Below are 26,938 nucleotides of genomic sequence, written 5' to 3' on the forward strand. Positions count from 1 at the left end.
GAAAAAAGTTTCCATGAGAACTATCTTAGTTTAAATTGACATTAGGCAAGATTTTTTATATAATAAGCGCTCACTACTGTGGATAGAAATCCATTCACTCAATGAAGGGAGAAAACTTTCAAATGAAACCAAAAGAACAAAGAGTTTTAGGAATCTTAGCAACCATTTTTGGAGCCACCGCACTTTTAGGATCCTGGATCCCGTTTATTAACTATCCATCGTTGTTCATCGGCATCGTCGCATTTATCTTGGGGATTATCGGCCTTATCGTCAACCTCAAAAAACGGAAAACAATGGCTATTATCGGAACATCCCTGGCAGTTGCCTCTGTTGTACTTTTCTTTACGACTCAGGCACTATACGCTGATGTCTACAAAGAGTATGCCAAGGAGTTTAACCGTTCCTACATGGATACGAGTGCCTCAATGGAACGCGAAGAAAAAAGCGGCTTGACAGACGATACCTTCTCCTGGACCCAAGAACAGTTCGACGCCTTAATCGAAGGTGACCCTGACAACAAAGGAAAAGGTGGTACCACCTACGAGGATATTATCAACAAACACGGAAAGCCAGATTCCGATTTTGACTTCACTCTTGGGGATTACAATACGAAAAAAATCACCTATATCTCTATTGGAGACAAGACTAAGACTGTTACCTTAACTTTTGCAAAAGATGACAATGGACAGCTCTTGCTCGTCCAAAAACATGCAGTCGGTCTAGGTCTAGAAAAAAGCAAGCAACAAAACGATTCTGAAACCTGAGTCTAAGTTCAAATATCAAAAAAACGAACAGCTATTAAAACTGTTCGTTTTTCTATTAGAATCCATCTACGTTTGTGTAGATCTTTTGTACGTCTTCGTCGTCTTCAAGAACGCTGTAAAGTTTTTCAAAAGTTTCAAGGTCATCCCCTGACAATTCCACTTCTGACTGAGGAATCATTTCCAATTCAGTAACTTGGAATTCTTCGACACCTGACTCACGAAGGGCAACGATAGCCTTGTGAAGGTCAGTTGGAGCTGTGTAAACTGTGATTGTACCTTCTTCTGCTTCTACATCATCCACATCCACATCTGCTTCTAGCAATTGCTCAAAGACTGCATCCGCATCTTCACCTGCAAATACAATAACACCCTTGTTATCGAAGAGGTATGAAACCGAACCTGAAGCACCCATGTTTCCGCCGTTTTTACCAAAGGCTGCACGGACATTAGCCGCTGTACGGTTGACATTTGAAGTCAAAGTATCAACAATCAGCATAGAACCATTTGGTCCAAAACCTTCGTAACGTCCTTCTGTAAAGGTTTCGTCTGTGTTCCCTTTTGCTTTATCAATCGCTTTATCAATAACGTGTTTTGGCACTTGCGCTTGTTTAGCACGGTCGATAACGAATTTCAAGGCTGAGTTTGATTCTGGATCTGGATCACCTTTTTTAGCTGCTACATAGATTTCTACACCAAATTTTGCATATACTTTAGAGTTAGCTCCATCTTTAGCCGTTTTCTTGGCTACGATATTGGCCCATTTACGTCCCATTAGGAATCTCCTTTTTTCACATTTTAATCTTTCTTATTATAACACAAGTTTTTTCGATTTTCACTAGAGGAAATAGATTTTATTCAGTAAATCAAGCTAGGATGACACTTTTGTTGCCAAGATAGTCTTGCCTTCTTTTATCAAGGGGTGACGGAAAAGCGAAAAGTACAGTTGAACTGTCATGGCAACCCAGATTAGGGGTTCGCAAAGAATAACTCCTCTATAGCCTGCCCAAGGGATAATCAAGACCACAAAAGCGATTTTTCCGATTAGTTCAATAAAGCTAGAAACTAGAGGAAGGATCTTTTGCCCCAAGCCCTGCAAGCAATTGCGATAAATCAACAAGAGACTCAAAATAGGATAAAAGGCTGAACTGATTTGCAGATAGAGACTTCCATTTTCTATCAAGTAACCATCCGTCGAACTAGCCAAGAAGGAAACCAAGGCTGGACTGGCAAAAAAAAGGAAGACACAAACAAAAATTGCCCAGGACATACTTAAACGACTGCCGATTCGAAGTCCTTGGACAATGCGGTCTGGGCGCTTAGCACCAAGATTTTGAGAAGCAAAGATCGTCATCGAGGCAGAAATAGCGGTCATAGGAAGAAGGGCAAAGGCCATAATGCGTCGAGCCGCCGTCTGGGCACTAATAATCACTGCACCAAAGGTATTAACCGAAGACTGTAAAATCACACTGCCGATAGATACAATTGAACTCATCAAGCCCATAGCCAAACCTTGCTCCAAAAGATCCGCATACAAGGCCTTGTCCCATTTGAAATGTTTCAGCTGAGGTAGAAGTTCTGGAACGCTCTTGCGGATATAGTAAAAGCAGAGAACCGCTGATAAGCCTTGCGAAATAATGGTAGCAAGTCCAGCGGATTGAACTCCCAGTTGCAGTTGCGTAATAAAATAGAGATCCAGAACCACATTAACCAGAGCAGAGAAAATCAGAAATCCCAGAGCTGCCAGACTGTCACCAATGGACCGCAACAAACCTGCAAAGAGATTATAAGCAAAGCTGACGCCTACACAGGTCACAATCATAGAAATATATTGATAAGATTGAAGAAGGATTTCTGCGGGAGTATCTAAGTATTGCAAGAGAGGATACAAGCCAAGAAAGCCCAGCAACATAACTACAATACTCAAAAGTGCACCTAAAATCCAGGTGGCTGCTACTGCTTCCTTGATTTTAGTGAAATTACGAGCCCCGTAATAACGGGCAATGACAATCCCCATGCCATTGCCAACACCAAGAGTAAAACCTACAATCAGGTCAAAAATCGCTGTCGTCGCCCCTACTGCAGCCAAGGAATCTTGACCCAGAAATCGCCCAACAATTAAGACATCAGCAGTATTATAGAGCTGTTGAAAAATATTAGACAGCAAGATTGGGAAGGCAAAACTCAAAAGCGAGGGAAGAATCGGACCATGTATCAGGTCCACTGTTCGTTTTTTATTCATAAGGCTATTATATCAGCTTTCTAGAGGAGCGACAAGAAACAGCAAACTATAGGCAATCTGAAATCTTGAACAAAGAATCGAAAAAGCAGTGGATTTCTCCACTACTTTGACAGCTTATTCTTCAATTTCGATTTCAAGCTCATCGCCTAGGTCAAGTGTAACTTCTTCATTCACAGAATCTGCTTGAACTGCTTCATCTTTTTTAGTTTCAACACCTTCTACAGAAGCTTCTTCTCCATCAATCAAACCAAATTGAACACGGACTTGATGGTCAATCTCATCAAAGACTTCTGGGTTATCTGCCAAGTATTTCTTAGCATTTTCAGAACCTTGCCCGATTTTCTCATCCTTGTAAGAGTACCAAGCTCCTGCTTTTTTGATGATATCCAAATCGCTTGCGATCTTCAAAAGTTCACCAGTCTTAGAAATACCTTCTCCGTACATGATTTCAACGAAGGCTTCCTTAAATGGTGGAGCTACCTTGTTTTTCACGACCTTAATCTTAGTTTCTTTACCGACATTGGTGTCTTTCTGGTCACCAGTTCCCTTGATTTGTGTGCTTCCACGAACATCCAAACGCACTGAAGCGTAGAATTTCAGAGCACGTCCACCAGGAGTTGTTTCTGGATTTCCAAACATAACCCCAACTTTTTCACGCAATTGGTTGATAAAGATAGCAATTGTTTTTGTTTTATTGATAGAAGCACCAAGTTTACGCATGGCCTGGCTCATCATACGAGCCTGCAAACCAACGTGACTATCACCGATATCTCCATCAATTTCCGCACGAGGTACAAGGGCAGCAACTGAGTCGACCACGACAAGGTCAACTGCACCTGAGTCAATCAATTTTCCTGCAATCTCAAGACCTTGCTCTCCTGAGTCTGGTTGTGACAAGAGCAATTCGTCAATATTGACACCAAGGGCCGCAGCATAAGCTGGATCAAGGGCATGTTCCGCATCGATAAAGGCTGCAATACCACCTTCTTTTTGCGCTTGTGCAACTGCATGAAGGGCAACCGTCGTCTTACCAGATGACTCTGGTCCGTAGATTTCGATGATACGTCCCTTAGGATAACCACCTGAGCCAAGGGCAATGTCAAGCGCCAAGGAACCTGAGCTCATAACTTGTACCTTTTGCTCGGCACGTTCACCCAAACGCATGATTGATCCTTTACCAAAGTCTTTCTCAATCAGTTTAAGAGCGTCATTCAAGGCTTTTTCACGTTCAGCCCCGAATTTTTTTGAAATTTCATCTAATTTTTTTGGTTTTTTCGCCATTCTATTCTCCTACATTCTAATGGTCCTCAGACCTATCTACTATTATATCAAAAGTTAGTCACTTAATAAAGCCTTGCGAACTAGGTTAAAGGCATGCATAACCGCAATGTGACGTACATCTGCTCGACTTCTGCCTCCAATATTAACTTTGATGACCTCAGTTCCTTGCTCTTGAGCCAAGCCTATGAAGACTGTCCCAGCTGGATGTCCTTCTAGGCTATCTGGTCCTGCTACTCCAGTCAAACTAAGGCCAAAATCCGACTGGGTCTTGCTTCGTGCCTGCTCAGCCATCTTCTGAGCTGTAAATTCAGACACCACACCATGTTCTTCCAAATCCTTGACAGGAATATCCAACATTTTTGATTTTTCCTCCAAGCTATAGGTCACAAAACCACCCTTAAATATACTTGAAGCTCCTGAAAAATCTGCTACGGTAGCTTGGAAAAGACCTGCCGTCAAGCTCTCTGCAGCCGTGATGGTTTTCCCTTGCCTTTTCAGTTCTTCTACCACAATGCTAGCTAAACTAGTTTCTTCCCCATAACCATAACAAAGATCTCGTAAAGAAAGGCCTTCAAAGGTCTGGCAGTCCAAGATTTGATTTTCCAAGATATCCAGCACTTGATTCGCTTTTTCTTGACTACTAGCTTTTGTTGACAGACGCAGAGTGACTTCTCCTGTCTTGGCATAAGGAGCCAAGGTAGGATCGGTTTGATTATCAATCAAATCAGACAAAATCGTAACCAACTGACTTTCGCCAATCCCAAAGAAACGAAGAACTCGGGAATATAGCTTGCTCCCTGTCATCAACTTGGGTAGAAGGTGGTTTAAGACCATAGGCTTCAATTCACTTGGTGGACCGGGAAGGACGACATAGGTCACTCCATCTACTTCCAATATTCCCCCCACAGCCAGTCCTGTTTCGTTTGGTAGCGGAGTCGCTCCTTCTACAAGTTGAGCTTGTCTTTCGTTATTCGGTGTTCGGGCATAGTCTGGTCGCTGGGCAAAAAAGACATCCAACTTCTCCTGAGCCTGAGGATCGAAGACTAATTCTTTCCCTAAAAATTTAGCCAGAGTTTGTTTGGTCAAATCATCCTCAGTTGGCCCTAAACCACCTGTCAAAATCACCAGACTGCTACGTTGACTGGCAATCTCAAGCAGGGATAAGAGACGAGCTTCATTGTCTCCTACAGCTGTCTGAAAATAAACATCTACCCCAATCTCTGCTAGTTTTTCTGATAAAAACTGAGCATTGGTATTGACAATCTGTCCTGTCAAAATCTCTGTTCCAACAGTAATGATTTCTGCTTTCATGTTTCCTCCTACCTATCTATTCGTATTTTTTTGAAAAAATCGCAGGAAATTTCCCACGATTTCATTATTAATTTTGTTCTATTTCTACACTTGAAGCATTCGTTGGTGTAGCAGTTCTTCCAAGAATTGCTTCGTATAACACAGCATTGGTTTCTACTTCAGTTACTTCCTCTTTACCTAGTGAACGACGTAAGAGATTTTGCATTTCTAACATATGCTCAGTTGTAACAATCTGGTAAGAAATGCCCTGCAGTTCAGCATCTTCTCCTCGCAATTGATGTGTTTCAATATTCTTGAAGGAATCTTGATAACCAAGTAATTGTGGAATACTTTTCGCTGATAAATCAATGTTGGTCTGCATATTGGTACTTAGGGCTTTTAAGATAGACTGATAGTGACTAACACTATTCAAGCTAAGAACTTTTTCAACAACCTTTTGAATGACTTCACGCTGACGCTTCTGACGTCCGTAGTCCCCTTCTGGATCTTGGTAGCGCATGCGAGAATAAACAAGCGCTTCTTCACCATTTAGAGTTTGCTGTCCAACACCAATGGAAATTTTATTAAATTCTTCCTGGTCAGTAATCGAAATTGGAAAACCGAGTGTATTATTTACAGTCACCCCGCCAACTGCATCAACCAATTGTTGCAGCCCCTGCATATTCACCATAACGTAACGATCGATATGAATATTCATCATTTTCTGGATAGTTGAGATTGCCAATTCCGCACCACCACCAGCGTAGGCGGCATTTAGTTTAGCTTCCTCAACACTACCATCTTTATGCTGAATTTTAGTCAAGATATCACGTTCCAAACTCAACATCGTTGTTTTTTTCGTATGCGGATTAACCGTTAAGAGAATCATGGAATCACTATTTCCCTCCCAAGGGTCAGTTCGTTCTACGTTTCCAGTATCAACCCCCATTAAAAGGATAGTTAAGGGTTCAGTCGCCTCAATAACATTGGTTTCTTCCCCTATTTTTTTATAGGTCTTTGATAAGGTTTGTGTGCCTTGCTGATAAATGGTATAAGCAAAAACACCGACACCCAAAACTGTCACAGCTAGAAAAGCTAGCACCATTCCAATAATTTTTTTAACCATATTTCTATCAATCTATCAGTCTACCCATCAGGTAAACATCTATAAATTTCCCTTCTTCTATGTACGCACCGCGATCTTGTCTACCTTCAATGACAAAACCATTCTTTTGATATAAATGAACTGCAGCCTGATTACGAGTTTGGACAGTGAGTTGAAGTCTACGAAGAATGCCACTAGCCTGCGCCCATTCTACGACTTCTTCAAGTAACAAACTCCCCAGTCCATTATTCCAATACTTCTTACCAATCACAATGAAGAGATCTCCAATATGCCGAACTCTCTTGCGCTGGTCAGCTGTAATATTTACAATACCAGCAATTTCATCATTCAGCAAGGCTAGTAAAGTGATTTGATTTTCTGAATGAGCCTGTTTATCCAAAAACAACTCCATCTCAGTATCTGTCATCAAAATGCCATCCCTGTCCAGACTGGTAAAATCTGTTTCTACACTGACACGATTTAAAAATGATACTAACTCAGCCGCATCTTCAACTTCTGCTTCCCTAATGAGCAACTCATACTCCATGTTGAAGCTCCTCTAAGAGTTTTTCTGCACGTAAACCCTTTGCTTGGAAATTCAGCCTGCGACCGTCTTCTTCTTTTAGAATTTCCAATTCTAAATAAGTATCTGGTAAGGCATCACCTAAAAGATGTCCCCACTCGATGACAGTCACCCCGCCACCAAAGAGAAACTCATCTAAATCAATAGAATCAGCATCCCCCTCAATGCGGTAAACATCTAAATGATAAAGAGGAAGACGACCTTCATACTCTCTTACGATAGTGTAGGTTGGACTCTTAATCATCTGAGTAATCTGTAATCCTTTAGCAAGACCTTTTGTAAAGGTCGTTTTGCCTGCTCCAAGTTCTCCAGTTAGAATTAAGACATCATTCTTTTCTAATAAATAGCCCAAACGCTCCCCTAAGGACTGTAACTCTTCTTCGTTTTTAGTGTACATGTTTCTATTATACCAAAAACTTGTTCTTTGTCTAGGTATTATCTCTGAATTCCATATTATGAATTAAAAACTTGAGCCAGTCCTTGTTATGTTCTTAAAATAGGAACAGTAAAAAGACAACTAACAAGATATCTCTCATCAAATGACTGTAAAATGAAACTTCCCAACGAATGACTTTTGGCACCAACAGTTCTAGAAATAGCATTCCCAAGGCAATATAAAAGGTCATGGACAATAGCATCCAAGGATTTCTGAGAAAGATTAGAATAGCTAGTCCACTAATAAAACAGATTTCCTTCTTTCCTAAAATCTTTTTCAATCCATTTACATACTTCTGAATTGGTAGAAAAACTAACAAATCAATACCAAATAAGAAAAAGAAACTCGGTAGAAAGGCTTCCACAACCCCTTCTACGGATGTATTTCCTGCAAGGATATGTTCTATGACAATTAAGGCTAAACCCAAAATATTTACTAAGAGCAACAGACTATACAAGAATTGTTGCTTATCTTCCTTAAAAACTGAATAAGATTGATTTCCCTGCCCTCTATAGTAGTTTATCCCTGCCCCAATACTGGCAAGGAGCAACATACCTACTAAATAATAGAAGCAGTTTTGATTTAACATCAAGGCCCAAGTCGATAAACTTAAACAAGAACAGCTACTAATACCAAAAACTGTCAGCAATAACAAAATACGAATTTGCTTTTTCATTTTTTCCATCATTCTTCCTCCCTTACTTGCTCTTATTATAGGCTAGAAATCCTCCCCATTGCTAGAATATTTCTCAACTGTCAGTTTTCTACTCTAAAATGCAAAAAAGTTTGATGCAAGTAACCCTTACATCAAACTTTTACTACTTTCCGTCAAACCAAAGAGTAATTTCTCGCTTAGCTGACTCTTCTGAATCTGAACCATGCACAACATTTTGAATAGCTTGGTTTTCTCCAGCAGCTTTTGCAAAATCACCTCGAATAGTTCCTGGTAAAGCTTCTTCTGGACGAGTAGCACCCATCATGGTCCGCCAAGTTTCAATTACTTTGGGACCAGAAATGATACCTACAAGAACTGGGCCTGAAGTCATAAATTCACGAATCGGTGGGTAAAAACTTTGACCAACCAAGTCCTGATAGTGCTGATCAATCAACTCTTCTGAAACCTGTGAACGCAACTCCAATTTTTCAATTATAAATCCACGTTGTTCGATGCGTTTCAACACTTCACCAACTAGCCCTCTTTTCACACCATCTGGTTTAATGATAAAAAATGTTTGTTCCATACTCGTCTCCTTTGTCAGCTTCTTTCTTTTATTTTACCACATTTCATGGAAAAATGGAGAAAGTTTTCAGAAAAGAGAAAGAGAACCCGAAGGCTCTCTCATTCTCTCTTATTCTACTGTTTCTTCCACAGTTTCAACGGCAGTGTCCACAACTACTTCTGTTGTCTCTTCATTTCCTTCTTCCTCTACTGGAGGATTAAGGTATTCTTCTTCGTTGATAGCTTGTGGTTCAAGGTTACGGTAACGGGCCATACCAGTACCTGCTGGGATGATCTTACCGATGATAACATTTTCTTTAAGTCCAAGGAGATGGTCTTTCTTACCACGGATAGCCGCGTCAGTAAGGACACGAGTTGTTTCCTGGAAGGAAGCCGCTGACAAGAAACTGTTGGTTTCAAGTGAGGCTTTGGTAATTCCCATAAGAACTGGGCGACCTGTCGCTGGAACTCCACCTGCAATAAGGACATCTTTGTTGGCATCTGTAAAGTCATTGATATCCATGAGGGTACCCATGAGAAGATCTGTGTCACCTGGATCCATGACACGAACTTTACGGATCATTTGACGAACCATTACCTCGATGTGTTTGTCACCGATTTCTACCCCTTGGCTACGGTAAACTTTTTGTACTTCACCGAGAAGGTAAGTTTCAACTGACAAGACATCACGAACTGCAAGGAGACGTTTTGGTTGGATAGAACCTTCTGTCAGAGCAGCACCACGCGCTACTTGGTCCCCAACTTCTACACGCATACGAGCTGTAAATGGAACGACATATTCCCCTTCGCCAGTTTCACCCTTAACAAAGACTTTCTTAGTACGAGTTGATGCATCTTCTTCGATAGCTGTAACTTGTCCTTTAACCTCTGTGATAACCGCTTCCCCTTTAGGATTGCGGGCTTCAAAGATTTCTTGGACACGAGGAAGACCCTGAGTGATATCGGTATTTGAGGCAACCCCACCCGTGTGGAAGGTACGCATTGTAAGCTGTGTACCAGGTTCCCCGATAGATTGGGCAGCGATTGTACCAACTGCTTCACCAACTTCAACCGCATCACCAGTCGCCAAGTTGATACCATAACAGTGACGGCAGACACCGTGACGAGTATTACATGTAAATACAGAACGGATAGTTACTTCTTCCACACCAGCATTGACAATTTCACGCGCCTTGTCTTCTGTAATCAACTCATTTGGACCGATAATCACTGCACCAGTTTCTGGATGTTTAACAGTTTTCTTAGTGTAACGACCGTTGAGACGCTCTTCAAGAGACTCAATCATCTCTTTTCCTTCTGCGATAGAGCGGATCAAGAGACCACGGTCAGTTCCACAGTCGTCCTCACGGATGATAACATCTTGGGCAACGTCAACCAAACGACGAGTCAAGTAACCTGAGTCGGCTGTCTTAAGGGCCGTATCGGTCATACCTTTACGCGCACCGTGAGTTGAGAAGAACATTTCGAGTACTGACAAACCTTCACGGAAGTTTGAAAGGATTGGCAATTCCATGATACGTCCGTTCGGAGCAGCCATCAGACCACGCATACCGGCAAGCTGTGAGAAGTTTGAGATGTTACCACGGGCTCCAGAGTCCATCATCATAACGATTGGGTTCTTAGGATCTTGGTTGGCAATCAAACGTTTCTCTAGTTTTTCACGGGCAGCACGCCATTCAGCTGTAACAGCATTGTAACGCTCGTCATCTGTGATCATACCGCGACGGAATTGTTTTGTGATTTGTTCTACACGTTTGTGTGATTCTTCAATGATTTCAGCCTTGTCATCAACGACTGGGATATCGGCAATCCCCACTGTCAATCCTGCAAGAGTTGAGTGATGGTAACCGAGGTTCTTCATACGGTCAAGTAGGGCAGAAGTTTCTGTCGTACGGAAACGTTTGAAGATTTCAGCGATGATATTTCCAAGGTTTTTCTTCTTGAATGGAGGGTTAAGTTCAAGATTGCTGATTGCTTCCTTGATATCTCCACCAAGTGGCAAGAAGTATTTAGCTGGAACGCCTTCTGTCAAGTTGGCATTGTTTGGTTCTTGCAAGTATGGTAGACCCTCTGGCATAATGTCGTTGAAGAGGATTTTACCAACTGTTGTAAGCAAGACCTTGTGTTTTTGCTCTTCTGTCCAAGGCTTGTTGAGGCTGTCTGTTGCGATACCAACACGTGAGTGGAGGTGAACATAACCATTACGGTAAGCCATAACCGCTTCATCACGGTCTTTGAAGACCATTCCTTCACCTTCACGACCAGCTTCTTCCATGGTCAAGTAGTAGTTACCCAAAACCATGTCCTGAGATGGAGTAACAACTGGTTTACCATCTTTGGGGTTCAAGATATGCTCAGCAGCAAGCATCAAGATACGTGCTTCTGCTTGGGCTTCTTCTGAAAGCGGTACGTGGATGGCCATTTGGTCTCCGTCAAAGTCGGCATTATAGGCTTCACAGACAAGTGGGTGTAAGCGAAGGGCCTTACCATCAATCAAGACTGGCTCGAAGGCTTGGATACCCAAACGGTGAAGGGTCGGTGCGCGGTTCAAAAGCACTGGGTGTTCTTTGATTACTTCTTCAAGAATATCCCAGATACGCTCATCTCCGCGTTCCACCAAGCGTTTAGCTGCTTTGACGTTTTGCACGATATCACGGGCAACGATTTCACGCATCACGAATGGTTTAAAGAGTTCGATAGCCATTTCACGTGGCACACCACATTGGTACATCTTAAGCGTTGGACCAACGGCGATAACGGAACGTCCTGAGAAATCAACACGTTTACCGAGCAAGTTTTGACGGAAGCGTCCTTGTTTACCTTTAAGCATGTGGCTCAATGATTTAAGAGGACGGCTACCTGGTCCTGTGATTGGACGACCACGACGTCCATTGTCAATCAAAGCATCAACTGCTTCTTGAAGCATACGCTTCTCATTTTGAACGATGATACCTGGTGCATTCAACTCAAGCAAACGAGCCAAACGGTTGTTACGGTTGATAACACGACGGTAAAGGTCGTTCAAGTCAGATGAGGCAAAACGGCCACCATCCAACTGCAACATTGGACGAAGATCTGGTGGAATAACTGGAAGGATGTTGAGAATCATCCATTCAGGTTTGTTTCCAGACTTATAAAAGGCATCCAAAACATCCAAACGACGGATGGCTTTGACACGTTTTTGTCCAGTAGCTGTTTTCAACTCTTCTTTGAGTTCAGCAATCTCTTTTTCAAGATCTACTTGTTTCAAAAGGTCTTGGATAGCTTCGGCACCCATCTTGGCAACAAATGATCCATAACCATATTCACGCAAGCGCTCACGGTATTCACGCTCTGTCATGATAGACTTGTGCTCAAGTGGTGTATCCTTCGGATCAATCACCACATAAGCTGCAAAGTAGATTACTTCCTCGAGGGCACGAGGGCTCATATCAAGGGTCAAGCCCATACGGCTTGGAATTCCCTTGAAGTACCAGATGTGAGATACAGGAGCTTTCAACTCAATGTGCCCCATACGCTCACGACGAACTTTTGTACGCGTTACTTCAACCCCACAGCGGTCACAAACAATTCCTCTGTAACGAATGCGTTTGTACTTACCACAAGCACATTCCCAGTCTTTTGTAGGACCAAAGATAACTTCATCAAAGAGTCCTTCACGTTCTGGTTTCAAGGTACGGTAATTGATTGTTTCAGGTTTTTTGACTTCTCCATAAGACCATGAACGGACTTTACTTGGAGAAGCTAGGGTGATTTGCATACTTTTAAAACGATTTACATCAACCACTATTTCTTCCCTTTCTATTCTAAGTGAACTGCTTATTCTTGTTCAGCAGCTTCTTCTGTTGCTTCCGCTTTTGTTGCTTTCTCAGCTTCTTCAGCTTCAAAGGCTGCTTTAGCCTCTTGGGCTGCTTTTTCGCGGGCTTTTTCAAGGTCATCTACGTGGATGACATCTTCGTCCATTCCTTCATCCAAGTCGCGAAGTTCCACTTCTTGGTCATCTTCGTCAAGGACACGCATGTCAAGACCAAGAGATTGCAATTCTTTGACAAGAACTCGGAAGGATTCTGGAACACCTGGTTTTGGAATTGGTTTTCCTTTTGTGATAGCTTCATAGGCTTTCAAACGTCCGTTGATATCGTCAGACTTGTAAGTCAAGATTTCTTGAAGAACATTTGACGCACCGTAGGCTTCAAGAGCCCAAACCTCCATCTCACCGAAACGTTGTCCACCAAACTGAGCTTTACCTCCGAGTGGTTGTTGGGTAACAGTTGAGTAAGGTCCGACTGAACGCGCGTGCAATTTATCATCAACCATGTGGTGGAGTTTGATCATGTACATGACTCCGACAGAAACACGGTTATCAAACGGTTCCCCAGTACGTCCATCGTAAAGGATTGTTTTGGCATCGCTATCCATACCAGCTTCTTTAACAGTTGACCAAAGGTCTTCAGAACTTGCTCCGTCAAAGACAGGTGTTGCGATGTGAATACCAAGAGTACGAGCAGCCATACCAAGGTGGAGCTCCATAACCTGACCAATATTCATACGTGATGGCACCCCAAGTGGGTTCAACATGATATCGACTGGAGTTCCATCTGGAAGGTAAGGCATGTCTTCTACAGGAACGATACGAGAGACAACCCCTTTATTTCCGTGACGTCCGGCCATCTTATCTCCGACCTTGATCTTACGTTTTTGAGCGATGTAGACGCGAACCAGCATGTTGACACCTGATTGCAACTCATCTCCATTTGCACGTGTAAAGATCTTAACATCACGAACGACACCATCGGCACCGTGTGGTACACGAAGAGAAGTATCACGCACTTCACGAGATTTATCTCCGAAGATAGCGTGCAAGAGTCGTTCTTCAGCTGAAAGGTCTTTCTCCCCCTTAGGTGTTACTTTACCTACAAGGATATCGCCTTCTTTAACCTCAGCACCGATACGGATAATACCCATTTCGTCAAGGTCTTTGAGGGCATCTTCACCAACATTTGGAATTTCGCGAGTGATTTCTTCAGGCCCAAGCTTTGTATCGCGTGTTTCTGATTCGTATTCTTCAAGGTGGACAGATGTGTAGACATCATCTTTCACCAAGCGTTCGCTCATGATAACAGCATCCTCGAAGTTGTAACCTTCCCAAGTCATGTAGGCAACGATTGGGTTTTGTCCAAGCGCCATTTCTCCATTTTCCATAGAAGGTCCGTCAGCAATGAAATCGCCTTTTTCAACGACATCGCCAACTTTTACGAGAGTGCGTTGGTTGTAAGCAGTACCTGAGTTTGAACGACGGAATTTTTGGATGTGGTAAACGTCCAATGAACCATCTTCACGACGAACTTCTACCTTGTCAGCATCTGCATAGGTAACTTTACCATCATACTGAGCAATCACAGCAGCTCCTGAATCGTGGGCTGCTTGGTATTCCATACCAGTACCAACGTAAGGTGCTTTTGGATTAATCAATGGCACAGCCTGACGTTGCATGTTAGCTCCCATGAGGGCACGGTTGGAGTCATCGTTTTCCAAGAAAGGAATACATGCTGTCGCAACGGCAACTACCTGTTTTGGTGATACGTCCATATAGTCAACAACATTAGCTGGATACTCTTGGTTGATCCCTTGGTGACGTCCCATGACAACTTTCTCAGCAAAGGTTCCATCTTCATTCAGACGAGAATTAGCCTGTGCTACAGTAAATTCATCTTCTTCATCGGCTGTCAACCAAACGATTTCGTTCGTAACAACACCTGTTTCACGGTCAACTTTACGGTATGGTGTTTGAACAAAACCATACTTATTCAAGTGTCCGTAAGATGACAAGTTATTGATCAAACCGATGTTCGGTCCTTCAGGTGTCTCGATTGGACACATACGACCATAGTGAGTGTAGTGCACGTCACGTACTTCATATCCAGCACGGTCACGTGTCAAACCACCAGGTCCTAAGGCTGACAAACGGCGTTTGTGAGACAACTCAGAAAGTGGGTTGTGTTGGTCCATGAACTGTGACAACTGTGATGAACCAAAGAATTCTTTAACCGCAGCTGTTACAGGACGGATATTGATAATTTGTTGTGGTGTCAAGACTTCGTTGTCCTGGACAGACATACGTTCACGGACATTACGTTCCATACGAGAAAGTCCAAGACGTACTTGGTTGGCAAGCAATTCACCAACGGCACGGATACGACGGTTTCCAAGGTGGTCGATATCATCTACACGACCAAGTCCTTCAGCCAAATTGAGGAAGTAGCTCATTTCAGCAAGGATATCTGCAGGAGTGACGATACGAACCTTGTCATCTGGATTGGCATTACCAATAATAGTTACGACGCGGTCTGGATCAGTTGGAGCAACAACCTTGAATTTTTGAAGAACAACTGGCTCAGTCACAACCGCTGCATCATTTGGAATGTAGACAATCTTGTTCAAGTCGCCATCCAAATGGCTTTCAATGCTTTCAATCACACTACGAGTCATGATTGTTCCAGCTTCTACCAAGATTTCTCCTGTTTCAGAGTCTACCAATGGCTCAGCAATGGTTTGGTTGAGCAAGCGTGTTTTAACATTGAGTTTTTTATTGATTTTGTAACGACCGACAGCTGCCAAGTCATAACGACGTGGGTCAAAGAAACGAGCCACAAGCAAGCTACGTGAACTTTCAGCAGTCTTAGGCTCACCTGGACGAAGGCGTTCGTAAATTTCTTTCAAGGCTTCGTCTGTACGAGAGTCCATTGGATTCTTGTGGATATCTTTTTCAACAGTATTACGAACCAATTCGCTGTCACCAAAGATATCAAAAATTTCATCATCACCTGAGAAACCAAGCGCACGAACCAATGTCGTAAATGGAATCTTACGAGTACGGTCGATACGAGTGTAGGCGATGTCTTTTGAGTCGCTTTCAAGTTCCAACCAAGCTCCACGGTTAGGGATAACAGTTGAACCGTAGCCCACTTTACCGTTTTTATCTACTTTGTCGTTAAAGTAAACACCTGGTGAGCGGACCAACTGAGATACGATGATACGTTCACCACCATTGATGATGAAAGTACCCATCTCTGTCATGATTGGGAAATCACCAAAGAAAACTTCTTGAGTCTTGATTTCGCCTGTTTCTTTATTGATCAAGCGGAAGGTTACAAAAATTGGTGCTGAGTAGCTAGCATCGTGGATACGAGCTTCTTCTAGCGTGTATTTTGGTTCCTTGATTTCATATCCAACAAATTCCAACTCCATAGTGTCTGTGAAGTTTGAAATTGGCAATACATCTTCAAACACTTCCTTAAGACCATGGTCTAGGAAATCTTTGAATGAATCAGTTTGAATTTCAATCAAATTTGGTAAGTCAAGAACTTCTTTGATTCTTGAAAAACTACGACGGGTACGATGTTTCCCGTATTGAACGTCATGTCCTGCCAAGATGATTCTCCTTTGTAAATAAGTTCCAAGCCTTGTCAATCAGGCTTTTCTAATCGTCATATGGTTTTAAAAACCCCTATCACCGTGTCCTCTTGATGAATTTTCAGAATCTTTAAATCTTTGTTACAAGTGCTCAAAATCCTGAAAAAAAGCACAAAAAGAGCAGCTAAATCTGACTTTTTCAGAAGATTTAACTGCTGTGAGCCTTGTCTGGACAATATTTCAGACAAAACCTACGACAAATGATTATTTATATTATACCCTATTTAGCTAGATTTTTCAAGAAGATTAACGATTTTTTGACAAAATCTTTTCCTATAAAAAATTAAATTCAACTTTCACTTTACAAACTTCATTTTTAGTTTAATTGCTCAATACAAAATATAGTAAATTACGATTTTCCTATTTTATCTTAGGTTGTTTTTCTTGACTTTACCAGGCTTTTCTTTTAATATATATGTATAAATATATAGGGAGATTTATGATGAATATCTTGCTTTCTAAGACTGAACAAGATTTGCTATTCTTACTAGAAGAATTAACCAAACACCATGATTGGATAGAAATTCCAGACTTGGCTAAGAAGCTGAATTTTTCAATAGAAGAATTGCAAGAACACCTTTTTAAGCTTGAACAATTATTTCTAAACCTCCTGCTTCAATCAAGCAAAAAAGGCATTCAATTGCAATTTGACTTCCAAAACGCCTTGGATCCCAGGACTGCGATTTTTAAACAATCTGAAACCTACTCCTTTTTGAACCAGTTGTTTTTCAATGAGGGACAATCACTCGAGCAAATGTGTCAAGAACTTGTAATGAGTTACGAACGAGTTCAGGAAATCATCCAGCATCTAAATACTAAACTTCCACAACATTATGGCATCAGCATCCAACTTTCCCCTTTAGTCATGGAGGGAACAGAAGAGGACATTCGTGCCTTTTATCTAGACTACTTTAGCCAAAGTTACGACTTTCTTGATTGGCCCTTCCCTTCTATTTCTGAAGAATCACTCACTCACTTGATTCAGCTATTTTTGGATGCCCAACAAGTTTCACCCAACCTCAGTAGCTTACGGCAAATCAAATATACCCTAGCTATCAATCTAGAGCGGTTTAATAAGAGATACTTGATTAAAAATCCTACTCCCCTTTTAACTAGTCACTACAGTTCTCTCATGCAAATTCCGCAGTTTGAACAAGATATCAAAAAGCTGGCTAGAAAACTCCATTTTGAACCGACAAAGGAAACACTGGAACAGCTATTTTCAAACCCAACCAAATCTCTTCAAATTGCAAACAATCCTAATAATGGAGCACTGGGTGATATTCATCATATCCAAAAATCCTACCGTTTATTGAGTCAAATCTTAGAAGAGTTAGCTAAAGAATTTCACCTACAGATTGAAAATCGAGAGGAATTGATTTGGCTCCTCCACTATACTGCCCAATCTGATTTCTTCCATTTGCTCAGCAACCAGTCTCTCGACAGACAGAAATCCCAGATTTTAAGCAATTATCAAGCAGAATTTCCAAAACTATTTGAAGTCAGTCAACTCAAATTCCAATCTTATTTGACTGAGATGGGACTGGAAAATCATCCCATTAAATTACAAGAACTTGTCTACACCTTTTCTGTTCAAGGACAACGAATTTTAGTCCAATTACTTCAAAAACTTCCCAAAATACGTGTTTTGGTTATTAGTCATTTGGATAGTCATCACGCACAAAACCTTATCGACACCCTTGCTCACTACGGCAATAATCTCTATCTCTTTGATTCTTGGGAAGAATCTAAGATTTCTTTCTCAATTCTCAATCAAATTCCACACGATATTGTTATCACTACATTTCCTGTCACCAACTCTCCTAAACCACTTATCTACAGTCGTAATTTCTCTACAACAGAACTATTTTACCACCTCCACCTGATGGCTTCTCAAATTCATAAAGAAAGACTGGCTAAATCGTAACAAAATCTGTTGCGATTTTTCTTTTATTTTAGTTCCAGGAAAACGCTTGCATATCCTTTTACTAAGTGCTATACTGATATAGAAATTTATTGATTGGAGAATGATTATGAGAAAAACACCATCTCACACTGAGAAAAAAATGGTTTACAGCATCCGTTCCCTTAAAAATGGAACTGGTTCTGTCCTTATTGGAGCAAGCCTTGTTCTGCTTGCCATGGCTACACCAACTATCTCAGCCAACGAAAATACTACAAGCACTAACGAACCTAGCAACAGAAATACAACCTCCCTTACTCAGCCTCTTACTGATACAGCAGTTAGCTCTAGTAAGAAGGAAAGTGATATTTCTTCGCCTGAAAATGCAAACGCTTCCCTAGAGAAAAAAGAAGAAAAACCTGCAACAGAGCCAACAACTCCTGTTTCAAGCCCAGCCGATTCCGCACCACAAACCGGACAAGATCGTTCAAGTGAGCCAACTACTGCTATTAGTCCAGCAGCGACTGAAACTAAAGCAGAAGAACCCATCGCAGATAACCACTTCCGCATCCATGTAAAGAAACTCCCTGAAGAAAACAAGGATTCTCAAGGTCTTTGGACTTGGGATGATGTTGAAAAGCCATCTGAAAATTGGCCTAACGGAGCCTTATCCTTCAAGGATGCCAAAAAAGATGACTATGGCTACTACCTAGATGTCAAATTAAAGGGAGAACAAGCCAAGAAAATTAGCTTCCTCATCAATAATACAGCTGGGAAAAATCTAACCGGCGATAAATCGGTAGAAAAACTGTCACCAAAGATGAATGAGGCTTGGTTGGAGCAAGATCACAAGGTTTTCTCTTACGAGCCACAACCTGCAGGAACTATTCGCGTCAACTACTACCGTACAGATGGCAACTATGACAAGAAATCTCTCTGGTATTGGGGCGATGTCAAAAACCCAAGTAGTGGAGAATGGCCTAATGGAACAGACTTTACGGCTACAGGCAAATATGGTCGCTATATCGATATTCCACTCAAAGATGCAGCTAAAGACCTTGGATTTTTATTACTAGACAGAAACAAACAAGGAGACGATGTGAAAATCCGTAAAGAAGATTATAAGTTCACAGATTTAAAAAATCATAGCCAAATTTTCCTAAAAGACGATGATGAATCGATTTACACAAATCCATACTATGTCCATGATATCCGTATGACAGGAGCCCAACACGTAGGCACTTCTAGCATTGAGAGTAGTTTTTCAACACTTGTCGGTGCTAAAAAAGAGGATATCCTCAAACACTCCAACATTACTAATCACCTAGGAAATAAGGTAACTATCACCGATGTTGCAATCGATGAAGTTGGCAAGAAAGTGACCTACAGCGGAGATTTCTCTGATACAAAACATCCTTATACCGTTAGCTACAACTCTGACAAATTCACTACCAAAACAAGCTGGCGCCTCAAGGATGAGTCCTACAGTTACGATGGTCCACTCGGCGCAACTCTAAAAGAAGATGGCAAGCGTGTTGACCTCACCCTTTGGTCACCAAGTGCTGATAAGGTTTCTGTCGTTGTCTACGACAAGAATAACCCTGAAAAAGTGGTTGGAACTGTCGCTCTTGAAAAAGGGGAAAGAGGAACTTGGAAACAAACTCTAGATAGCACAAACAAACTCGGAATCACAGATTTCACTGGATACTATTATCAATACCAAATCGAACGTCAAGGTAAAACTGTTCTTGCACTCGATCCTTACGCTAAGTCCCTCGCTGCTTGGAATAGTGACGATGCTAAGATTGACGATGCCCATAAAGTGGCTAAAGCCGCCTTTGTAGATCCAGCCAAACTCGGACCTCAAGACTTGACTTATGGTAAGATTCACAATTTCAAGACTCGTGAAGATGCCGTTATCTACGAAGCTCATGTGCGTGACTTTACTTCAGATCCTGCCATTGCAAAAGACTTAACCAAACCATTTGGTACCTTTGAAGCATTTATTGAAAAACTAGACTATCTCAAAGACTTGGGTGTAACCCACATCCAGCTCCTTCCAGTCTTGTCTTACTACTTTGTCAATGAATTGAAAAACCATGAACGCTTGTCTGACTATGCTTCAAGCAACAGCAACTATAACTGGGGATATGATCCTCAAAACTACTTCTCCTTGACTGGTATGTATTCAAGCGATCCTAAAAATCCAGAAAAACGAATCGCAGAATTTAAAAACCTCATCAACGAGATCCACAAACGTGGTATGGGAGCTATCCTAGATGTAGTGTATAACCATACAGCCAAGGTCGATATCTTTGAAGATTTAGAGCCAAACTACTACCACTTTATGGATGCTGATGGGACACCTCGCACTAGCTTTGGTGGTGGACGCTTGGGGACAACCCACCATATGACCAAACGACTCCTAGTTGACTCTATCAAATATCTAGTTGATACCTACAAAGTGGATGGATTCCGCTTCGATATGATGGGAGACCATGATGCAGCTTCTATTGAAGAAGCGTACAAGGCCGCACGCGCCCTCAATCCACACTTAATCATGCTTGGTGAAGGTTGGAGAACCTATGCAGGTGATGAGAACATGCCTACTAAAGCTGCTGACCAAGATTGGATGAAACATACCGATACAGTCGCTGTCTTTTCAGATGACATTCGTAACAACCTCAAGTCTGGTTATCCAAACGAAGGTCAACCTGCCTTTATCACAGGTGGCAAGCGTGATATCAACACCATCTTCAAAAATATCATTGCTCAACCAACCAACTTTGAAGCTGACAGCCCTGGAGATGTTATCCAGTACATCGCAGCCCATGATAACTTGACCCTCTTTGACATTATTGCTCAGTCTATCAAAAAAGACCCAAGCAAGGCTGAAAACTATGCTGAAATCCACCGCCGTTTGCGACTTGGAAATCTCATGGTCTTAACAGCTCAAGGAACTCCATTTATCCACTCTGGTCAGGAATACGGACGTACCAAACAATTCCGTGACCCAGCCTACAAGACCCCAGTAGCAGAGGATAAGGTTCCAAACAAATCTCACTTGTTGCGTGATAAAGACGGCAATCCATTCGACTATCCTTACTTCATCCATGACTCTTACGACTCTAGCGATGCCATCAACAAGTTTGACTGGACTAAGGCTACAGATGGCAAAGCTTACCCTGAAAATGTCAAGAGCCGTAACTATATGAAAGGGTTGATTGCCCTTCGTCAATCTACAGATGCCTTCCGACTCAAGAGTCTCCAAAATATCAAAGACCGTGTCCACCTCATCACTGTCCCAGGCCAAAATGGTGTGGAAAAAGAAGATGTAGTGATTGGCTACCAAATCACTGCTCCAAATGGAGATATCTATGCAGTCTTTGTCAATGCGGACGAAAAAGCTCGTGAATTTAACTTAGGAACTCCCTTTGCCCACCTCAGAAATGCTGAAGTTTTAGCAGATGAAAACCAAGCAGGGCCAGTCGGAATTGCCAACCCTCAAGGGCTTGAATGGACTGAAAAAGGCTTGAAATTAAATGCCCTTACAGCCACTGTTCTTCGAATCTCTCAAGGCGGTGCCATCGTTGCCCCAGCTGTGGAAGAAAAACCAGAATTTGATCTTTCTAGCTTAACACAAGAGCAAGGTCAAAATAACGGTCAAGTCAATACTCCAAACCGAGTCGTCAAACCGGAACATCAAAATCCAGCTCCACAGGCTAAACCTGATTCTGCAAAACCAGATGCAAAAATAGCAGATGCAGATCATAAACCTAGCCAAGCTACAACTGATTCGCAAGCTGAACTACCAAATACAGGAACCAAAAATGATCATAAACTCATGTTTGCAGGAATTAGTCTCCTTGCTCTTCTAGGTCTCGGGTTCTTGCTAAAAAACAAAAAAGAGAACTAAACTAGCCCTCCTATAGAACTATCCCCCAAGCCTTAACGCTCGGGGGATTGATTTTTGCACAATATTTGCCGTCATAATAAACCTGATTAGGATTTTTTATTTAGCCTCTTTCATGGCAAAGTAAGCCCGAACTTTTGGTGCAACTTGAGTGCCAAAAAGTTCGATGGCTCTCAGAACTTGTTCATGTGGCATAGAACCAAGCGGTAGGTGCAACATAAAGCGGTCCAAGCCTAAATCCTCAATCATGCGAATCAATTTTTCTGCTACCTGATCAGGATTACCCACAAACATGGCTCCATTTGGTCCAACTTGCTCCAAATATTGTTCATAACGCAATTCCTGCCAGTGCGGACGGTCTTTGGAAATAGCATCCACCACTTGCTTAGTCGGATGGAAATAATCTTTTACAGCCTGCTCACCATCTTCAGCAATCCAACCCCAAGAATGAGCTCCAACCTTTAGTTCCTGACTGGCATAACCCGCTTCGCTTCCAATCTCACGATAAGCCTGAATCAACTTTTTAAAATAACGCGGATTGCCACCAATAATAGCATAAACAATCGGTAGACCAGCCTGAGCAATCTTCACAGTTGATTCGACATGACCACCTGTCGCTATCCACAAGGGCAATTTGTCCTGAACTGGACGAGGATAAACTTCTTTGCTAGAGATTGTTTGGGTCAATCGACCTTGCCAGTCTAACTTGGTCTTTTCATTGACTAACTGAAGCAAGTCTAATTTCTCATCAAAAAGGGCTCCGTAGTCTTTCAAATCATAGCCAAACAAGGGAAAAGATTCCGTGAAAGAACCCCTTCCAGCCATAATCTCCGCTCGTCCATTTGATAAAGCATCGATAGTGGCATATTGTTGGAACAAACGAATCGGATCCATGCTCGAAAGAATGCTGACTGCACTGGTCAAACGGATTCTCTTGGTATTGACTGCCCCAGCTGCCAGGACAATCTCTGGAGCTGATACTGCAAAATCTGCTCGATGGTGCTCACCAATACCATACACATCCAAACCAACCTTATCAGCCAGTTCAATCTCTGCCACCAACTGACGAATGCGTTCGGCATGACTGTAAGTTTGCCCAGTCCCTTCAATCTCCGTTGTTTCCCCAAATGTTGAAATTCCCAATTCTACCACAGTGATTCTCCCTGTCTACCTCTATCCTTCAATTTGAAAAATTATTCTAACACGAAACTTGACTACAAGCAACCGATTTGCTCACAAGAAAAAGCCTAGATAACTAGACTTTTTTAGCTTATTCTACCGTTACTGATTTAGCAAGGTTACGTGGTTTATCCACATCAAGACCACGGTGGAGTGTTGCAAAGTAAGCGACTAATTGCGTTGGTACGACCATTGAAATTGGTGAGAGGTAAGGGTGTACGGTCGTAAGGACGATATCATCTGTCTCTTTAGCAACATTTTCTTCTGCGATAGTGAGGACTTTGGCACCGCGAGCTGCCACCTCTTGGATATTTCCACGAGTGTGCTTGGCAAGAACTGGATCTGACAAGAGGGCCAAAACAGGCGTTCCTTCTTCAATCAAGGCAATAGTTCCGTGCTTGAGTTCTCCTGCCGCAAAGCCTTCACACTGGATGTAAGAAATCTCTTTGAGTTTGAGACTTGCTTCCATGGCTACGTAGTAATCTTGACCACGTCCAATGTAAAAGGCATTGCGAGTTGTTTCAAGAAGCTCAAGAACCTTGGCTTCAATGGTTTCTTTCTCTGAAAGAGTTGATTCGATAGACTGAGCTACGATTGACAACTCATGAACCAGGTCAAAGGCTTGCGCTTTAGCATTGCCATTTGCTTCTCCGACTGCTTTTGCAAGGAAAGCAAGGGCTGCAATTTGTGCTGTATAAGCCTTTGTTGATGCTACGGCAATTTCAGGACCTGCATGAAGGAGCATGGTATGGTTGGCTTCACGTGAAAGAGTTGAGCCTGGTACGTTTGTCACTGTCAAGCTTGGGATTCCCATTTCATTAGCCTTGACCAAAACCTGACGGCTATCCGCTGTTTCACCAGACTGGCTGATAAAGATGAAAAGTGGTTTCTTGCTGAGAAGTGGCATACCGTAGCCCCACTCAGATGAGATTCCAAGTTCAACTGGTGTATCTGTCAATTCTTCCAACATTTTCTTAGAAGCAAATCCTGCGTGGTAAGATGTTCCAGCTGCAAGAATGTAGATACGGTCTGCGTCTTGAACAGCCTTGATGATAGTTGGGTCTACGACAACTTGACCAAACTCATCTGTGTAGGCTTGGATCAACTTACGCATCACTGTTGGTTGCTCATCGATTTCCTTGAGCATGTAGTAAGGATAAGTTCCCTTACCGATATCTGACAAGTCAAGTTCTGCAGTATAGCTAGCACGTTCACGGCTGTTGCCATCATAATCTTGAACTTCTACGCTATCAGCCTTGACGATTACCAACTCTTGGTCATAAATTTCCATGTATCGGTTGGTTTCACGAATCATAGCCATGGCGTCTGAGCAGACCATGTTGTAGCCTTCCCCAAGACCAATCAAGAGTGGTGATTTATTTTTAGCTACGTAGATGACTTCAGGATTTTGTGAGTCAACCAAGGCAAAGGCATAAGAACCACGGATGATGTGAAGAGCTTTTTTGAAGGCTTCAAGAACTGACAAGCCATCTTCTTCTGCAAATTTTCCAATCAAGTGAACGGCGATTTCTGTATCTGTTTGCCCTTTGAAGTGGTGACCTGCAAGGTATTCTTCCTTGATTTCAAGGTAGTTCTCAATCACTCCATTGTGAACCAAGACAAAACGTTCTGTCTCAGAGCGATGTGGGTGAGCATTATCTTCAGTTGGTTTCCCATGAGTTGCCCAACGAGTATGTCCGATACCAGTCGTTCCCTCAACACCAGTTGTCTTGGCAGACAATTCTGCGATACGGCCTACAGCCTTGACTAGGTGGTTTTCAGCACCACCTAGGACAAAAATTCCCGCAGAATCATAGCCACGGTATTCGAGCTTTTCAAGCCCTTGAATCAAAATATCAGTTGCATTTGTGTTTCCAACAACACCAACAATTCCACACATAGTATATACGACACAGACCAGCTGTGCTTTCTCCTTAAAATTGGTATAGTCTGATTCCTCTTTTATAGAATCAGCAAAAACAGTATATACTTGTTTCTTTCACTTGTCAAGAGTAAAAATTGGTATAGTTCAAATCAACTTCCTGAAATCAAAAAAACTCTGACCAATTAGGATAATCAGTCAGAGTCCTTTTTAAAATCCATTATTATCGCTTAACTCCTTGAACCAGTGCCCTGATTTCTTCAGACGACGTTCTTGCGTTGCCAAGTCTAATTCGACCAAACCATAGCGATTTTTATAGCTGTTGAGCCATGACCAACAATCAATAAAGGTCCAGATTAAGTATCCTTTACAGTTAGCTCCATCTTCAATAGCACGGTGAAGTTCGCGAAGATGACCTTTTACAAAGTCAATACGATAATCATCTTGAATCATTCCATTCTCACGGAATTTTTCTTCCCCTTCAACACCCATACCATTCTCTGTCAACATCCACTCAATATTGCCATAATTTTCCTTGATATTTTTGGCAATGTCATAAATCCCTTGTTCATAAATCTCCCAGCCACGATGAGGATTGATTTTACGTCCAGGCATCACATAAGGCTCGTAAAAATGTTCTGGTAAGAGTGGACTCTCTGGATGCTTAGCAAATCGAGGCGCCATAACACGCAAAGGTTGATAGTAGTTGACACCAAGGAAGTCCACTGTATTGTCACGAATGAGCTTCAACTCCTTCTCTGTAGCATCAGGCAAGAGACCGTATTCATGTAAGATTTCTACCAACTCCTGTGGATAAGTCCCCAAGACAGATGGATCTAAGAAAGATTGGGCCTGAAAGAGATCCGCAATCCGAGCAGCCTTGACATCAGCAGGATGCTGGCTACGTGGATAAGCCGGTGTCAAGTTGAGGACAATCCCAATCTTGGAATCAGGCAAGAGTTCATGGCAGGCCTTGACCGCACGACTGCTGGCCAATTGTGTATGATAGGCTACTTTAACGGCTGCTTCCGCATCCACCTTATGTGGATAATGGGCATCATAAAAATAGCCAAATTCCACTGGAACGATTGGCTCGTTAAAGGTAATCCATTGATCCACTAAATCTCCATAAGTCTCAAAACAAAAACGAGTATAGTCTTCATAGGCTGAGACAGTCGCCTTATTTTCCCAACCATCACCATCTTCTTGAAGAGCAAAAGGCAAATCAAAATGATAAAGATTGACTAAAAGACGAATCCCTTTAGCCTTAATAGCCTCAAAAACCTTACGGTAAAAGTCTACACCTTGAGGATTGACTTCCCCACGCCCTTGTGGAAAAATCCGTGACCACTGAATAGAAGTCCGAAAGGCCGTGTGACCAGTTTCTAACAGTAGCTCAATATCCTTTTCCCAATTTTCATAAAAGGTTGATGTTTTATCTGGACCAATCCCATTATAGTAACGATTTGGCTCCACTTGGTACCAATAATCCCAGAGATTATCTCCCTTACCGTCACCGGCTACACGTCCTTCTGTTTGTGGTCCAGAAGTAGAGGATCCCCAGACAAAATCCTTTGGAAATCTTAGCATACATTTACCTCTTTATCTAGTCATTTTTCCCATTATACAGAAAAAACAAGGTAAAAACTA

General features: G+C 42.1%; 17 protein-coding genes. 3 read left to right on the forward strand and 14 right to left on the reverse strand.

The features are described 5' to 3' along the window. Window positions 1-122: 122 nt before the first annotated feature. Window positions 123-764, forward strand: a complete 642-nt coding sequence (locus DXN33_RS04665; RefSeq protein WP_115904588.1) for a DUF4190 domain-containing protein — start codon at window positions 123-125, stop codon at window positions 762-764. Window positions 765-819: 55 nt separating this feature from the next. Here DXN33_RS04665 and DXN33_RS04670 read toward each other — a convergent pair whose 3' ends face one another. The 11 genes from DXN33_RS04670 to rpoB form a co-directional block, all read right to left on the reverse strand. Beyond that, the gene (locus DXN33_RS04670) at window positions 820-1,536 is read right to left on the reverse strand and encodes a YebC/PmpR family DNA-binding transcriptional regulator (RefSeq protein WP_000532879.1); all 717 of its coding nucleotides are present in this window, start codon (window positions 1,534-1,536) and stop codon (window positions 820-822) included. 96 nt (window positions 1,537-1,632) lie between these two features. After that, a complete protein-coding gene (locus tag DXN33_RS04675; RefSeq protein WP_115904502.1) occupies window positions 1,633-3,003 on the reverse strand; it encodes an MATE family efflux transporter in 1,371 nt (456 codons plus the stop codon). Window positions 3,004-3,117: 114 nt separating this feature from the next. Next, on the reverse strand, window positions 3,118-4,284 hold the full coding sequence (gene recA, locus DXN33_RS04680; RefSeq protein ID WP_060627462.1) for a recombinase RecA: 1,167 nt from the start codon (window positions 4,282-4,284) through the stop codon (window positions 3,118-3,120). A 54-nt stretch (window positions 4,285-4,338) separates the two neighbouring features. Then, window positions 4,339-5,595 (reverse strand): competence/damage-inducible protein A, encoded by a 1,257-nt coding sequence (locus DXN33_RS04685; protein ID WP_115904503.1) that lies wholly within the window; start codon window positions 5,593-5,595, stop codon window positions 4,339-4,341. 67 nt (window positions 5,596-5,662) lie between these two features. Continuing rightward, a complete protein-coding gene (gene brpA, locus DXN33_RS04690; RefSeq protein ID WP_049487428.1) occupies window positions 5,663-6,700 on the reverse strand; it encodes a biofilm formation/cell division transcriptional regulator BrpA in 1,038 nt (345 codons plus the stop codon). A gap of 7 nt (window positions 6,701-6,707) precedes the next feature. After that, window positions 6,708-7,226, reverse strand: a complete 519-nt coding sequence (locus DXN33_RS04695) for a GNAT family N-acetyltransferase (RefSeq protein WP_042751725.1) — start codon at window positions 7,224-7,226, stop codon at window positions 6,708-6,710. Continuing rightward, complete coding sequence (gene tsaE, locus DXN33_RS04700) at window positions 7,216-7,659, reverse strand: tRNA (adenosine(37)-N6)-threonylcarbamoyltransferase complex ATPase subunit type 1 TsaE (protein ID WP_049487427.1); 444 nt, start codon at window positions 7,657-7,659, stop codon at window positions 7,216-7,218. The genes DXN33_RS04695 and tsaE overlap by 11 nt, the downstream gene beginning before the upstream one ends. Window positions 7,660-7,753: 94 nt before the next feature. Continuing rightward, window positions 7,754-8,383 (reverse strand): competence protein, encoded by a 630-nt coding sequence (locus tag DXN33_RS04705; protein WP_115904504.1) that lies wholly within the window; start codon window positions 8,381-8,383, stop codon window positions 7,754-7,756. A 133-nt stretch (window positions 8,384-8,516) separates the two neighbouring features. After that, the gene (gene ndk / locus DXN33_RS04710) at window positions 8,517-8,939 is read right to left on the reverse strand and encodes a nucleoside-diphosphate kinase (RefSeq protein ID WP_042751728.1); all 423 of its coding nucleotides are present in this window, start codon (window positions 8,937-8,939) and stop codon (window positions 8,517-8,519) included. A gap of 108 nt (window positions 8,940-9,047) precedes the next feature. Continuing rightward, a complete protein-coding gene (gene rpoC / locus DXN33_RS04715; protein WP_049487426.1) occupies window positions 9,048-12,725 on the reverse strand; it encodes a DNA-directed RNA polymerase subunit beta' in 3,678 nt (1,225 codons plus the stop codon). Window positions 12,726-12,757: 32 nt separating this feature from the next. Continuing rightward, window positions 12,758-16,369, reverse strand: a complete 3,612-nt coding sequence (gene rpoB, locus DXN33_RS04720) for a DNA-directed RNA polymerase subunit beta (RefSeq protein ID WP_115904505.1) — start codon at window positions 16,367-16,369, stop codon at window positions 12,758-12,760. Window positions 16,370-16,853: 484 nt separating this feature from the next. Here rpoB and DXN33_RS04725 point away from each other — a divergent pair, with 484 nt between their 5' ends. After that, on the forward strand, window positions 16,854-18,338 hold the full coding sequence (locus tag DXN33_RS04725; RefSeq protein ID WP_115904506.1) for a M protein trans-acting positive regulator PRD domain-containing protein: 1,485 nt from the start codon (window positions 16,854-16,856) through the stop codon (window positions 18,336-18,338). Between the two features lie 106 nt (window positions 18,339-18,444). Next, window positions 18,445-22,230 (forward strand): pullulanase, encoded by a 3,786-nt coding sequence (locus DXN33_RS04730; RefSeq protein WP_115904507.1) that lies wholly within the window; start codon window positions 18,445-18,447, stop codon window positions 22,228-22,230. Between the two features lie 96 nt (window positions 22,231-22,326). Here the strand turns inward: DXN33_RS04730 and DXN33_RS04735 are convergent, their stop codons facing one another. From DXN33_RS04735 to bglA, 3 genes are all read right to left on the reverse strand, one after another. Then, window positions 22,327-23,379, reverse strand: a complete 1,053-nt coding sequence (locus tag DXN33_RS04735; protein WP_115904508.1) for an LLM class flavin-dependent oxidoreductase — start codon at window positions 23,377-23,379, stop codon at window positions 22,327-22,329. A 118-nt stretch (window positions 23,380-23,497) separates the two neighbouring features. Then, a complete protein-coding gene (glmS, locus tag DXN33_RS04740) occupies window positions 23,498-25,306 on the reverse strand; it encodes a glutamine--fructose-6-phosphate transaminase (isomerizing) (RefSeq protein ID WP_115904509.1) in 1,809 nt (602 codons plus the stop codon). 192 nt (window positions 25,307-25,498) lie between these two features. Beyond that, on the reverse strand, window positions 25,499-26,878 hold the full coding sequence (gene bglA / locus DXN33_RS04745) for a 6-phospho-beta-glucosidase (protein WP_115904510.1): 1,380 nt from the start codon (window positions 26,876-26,878) through the stop codon (window positions 25,499-25,501). Window positions 26,879-26,938: the final 60 nt, after the last annotated feature.

Origin of the sequence: Streptococcus sp. NM (assembly GCF_003390135.1) — a bacterium.
GTDB lineage: Bacteria > Bacillota > Bacilli > Lactobacillales > Streptococcaceae > Streptococcus.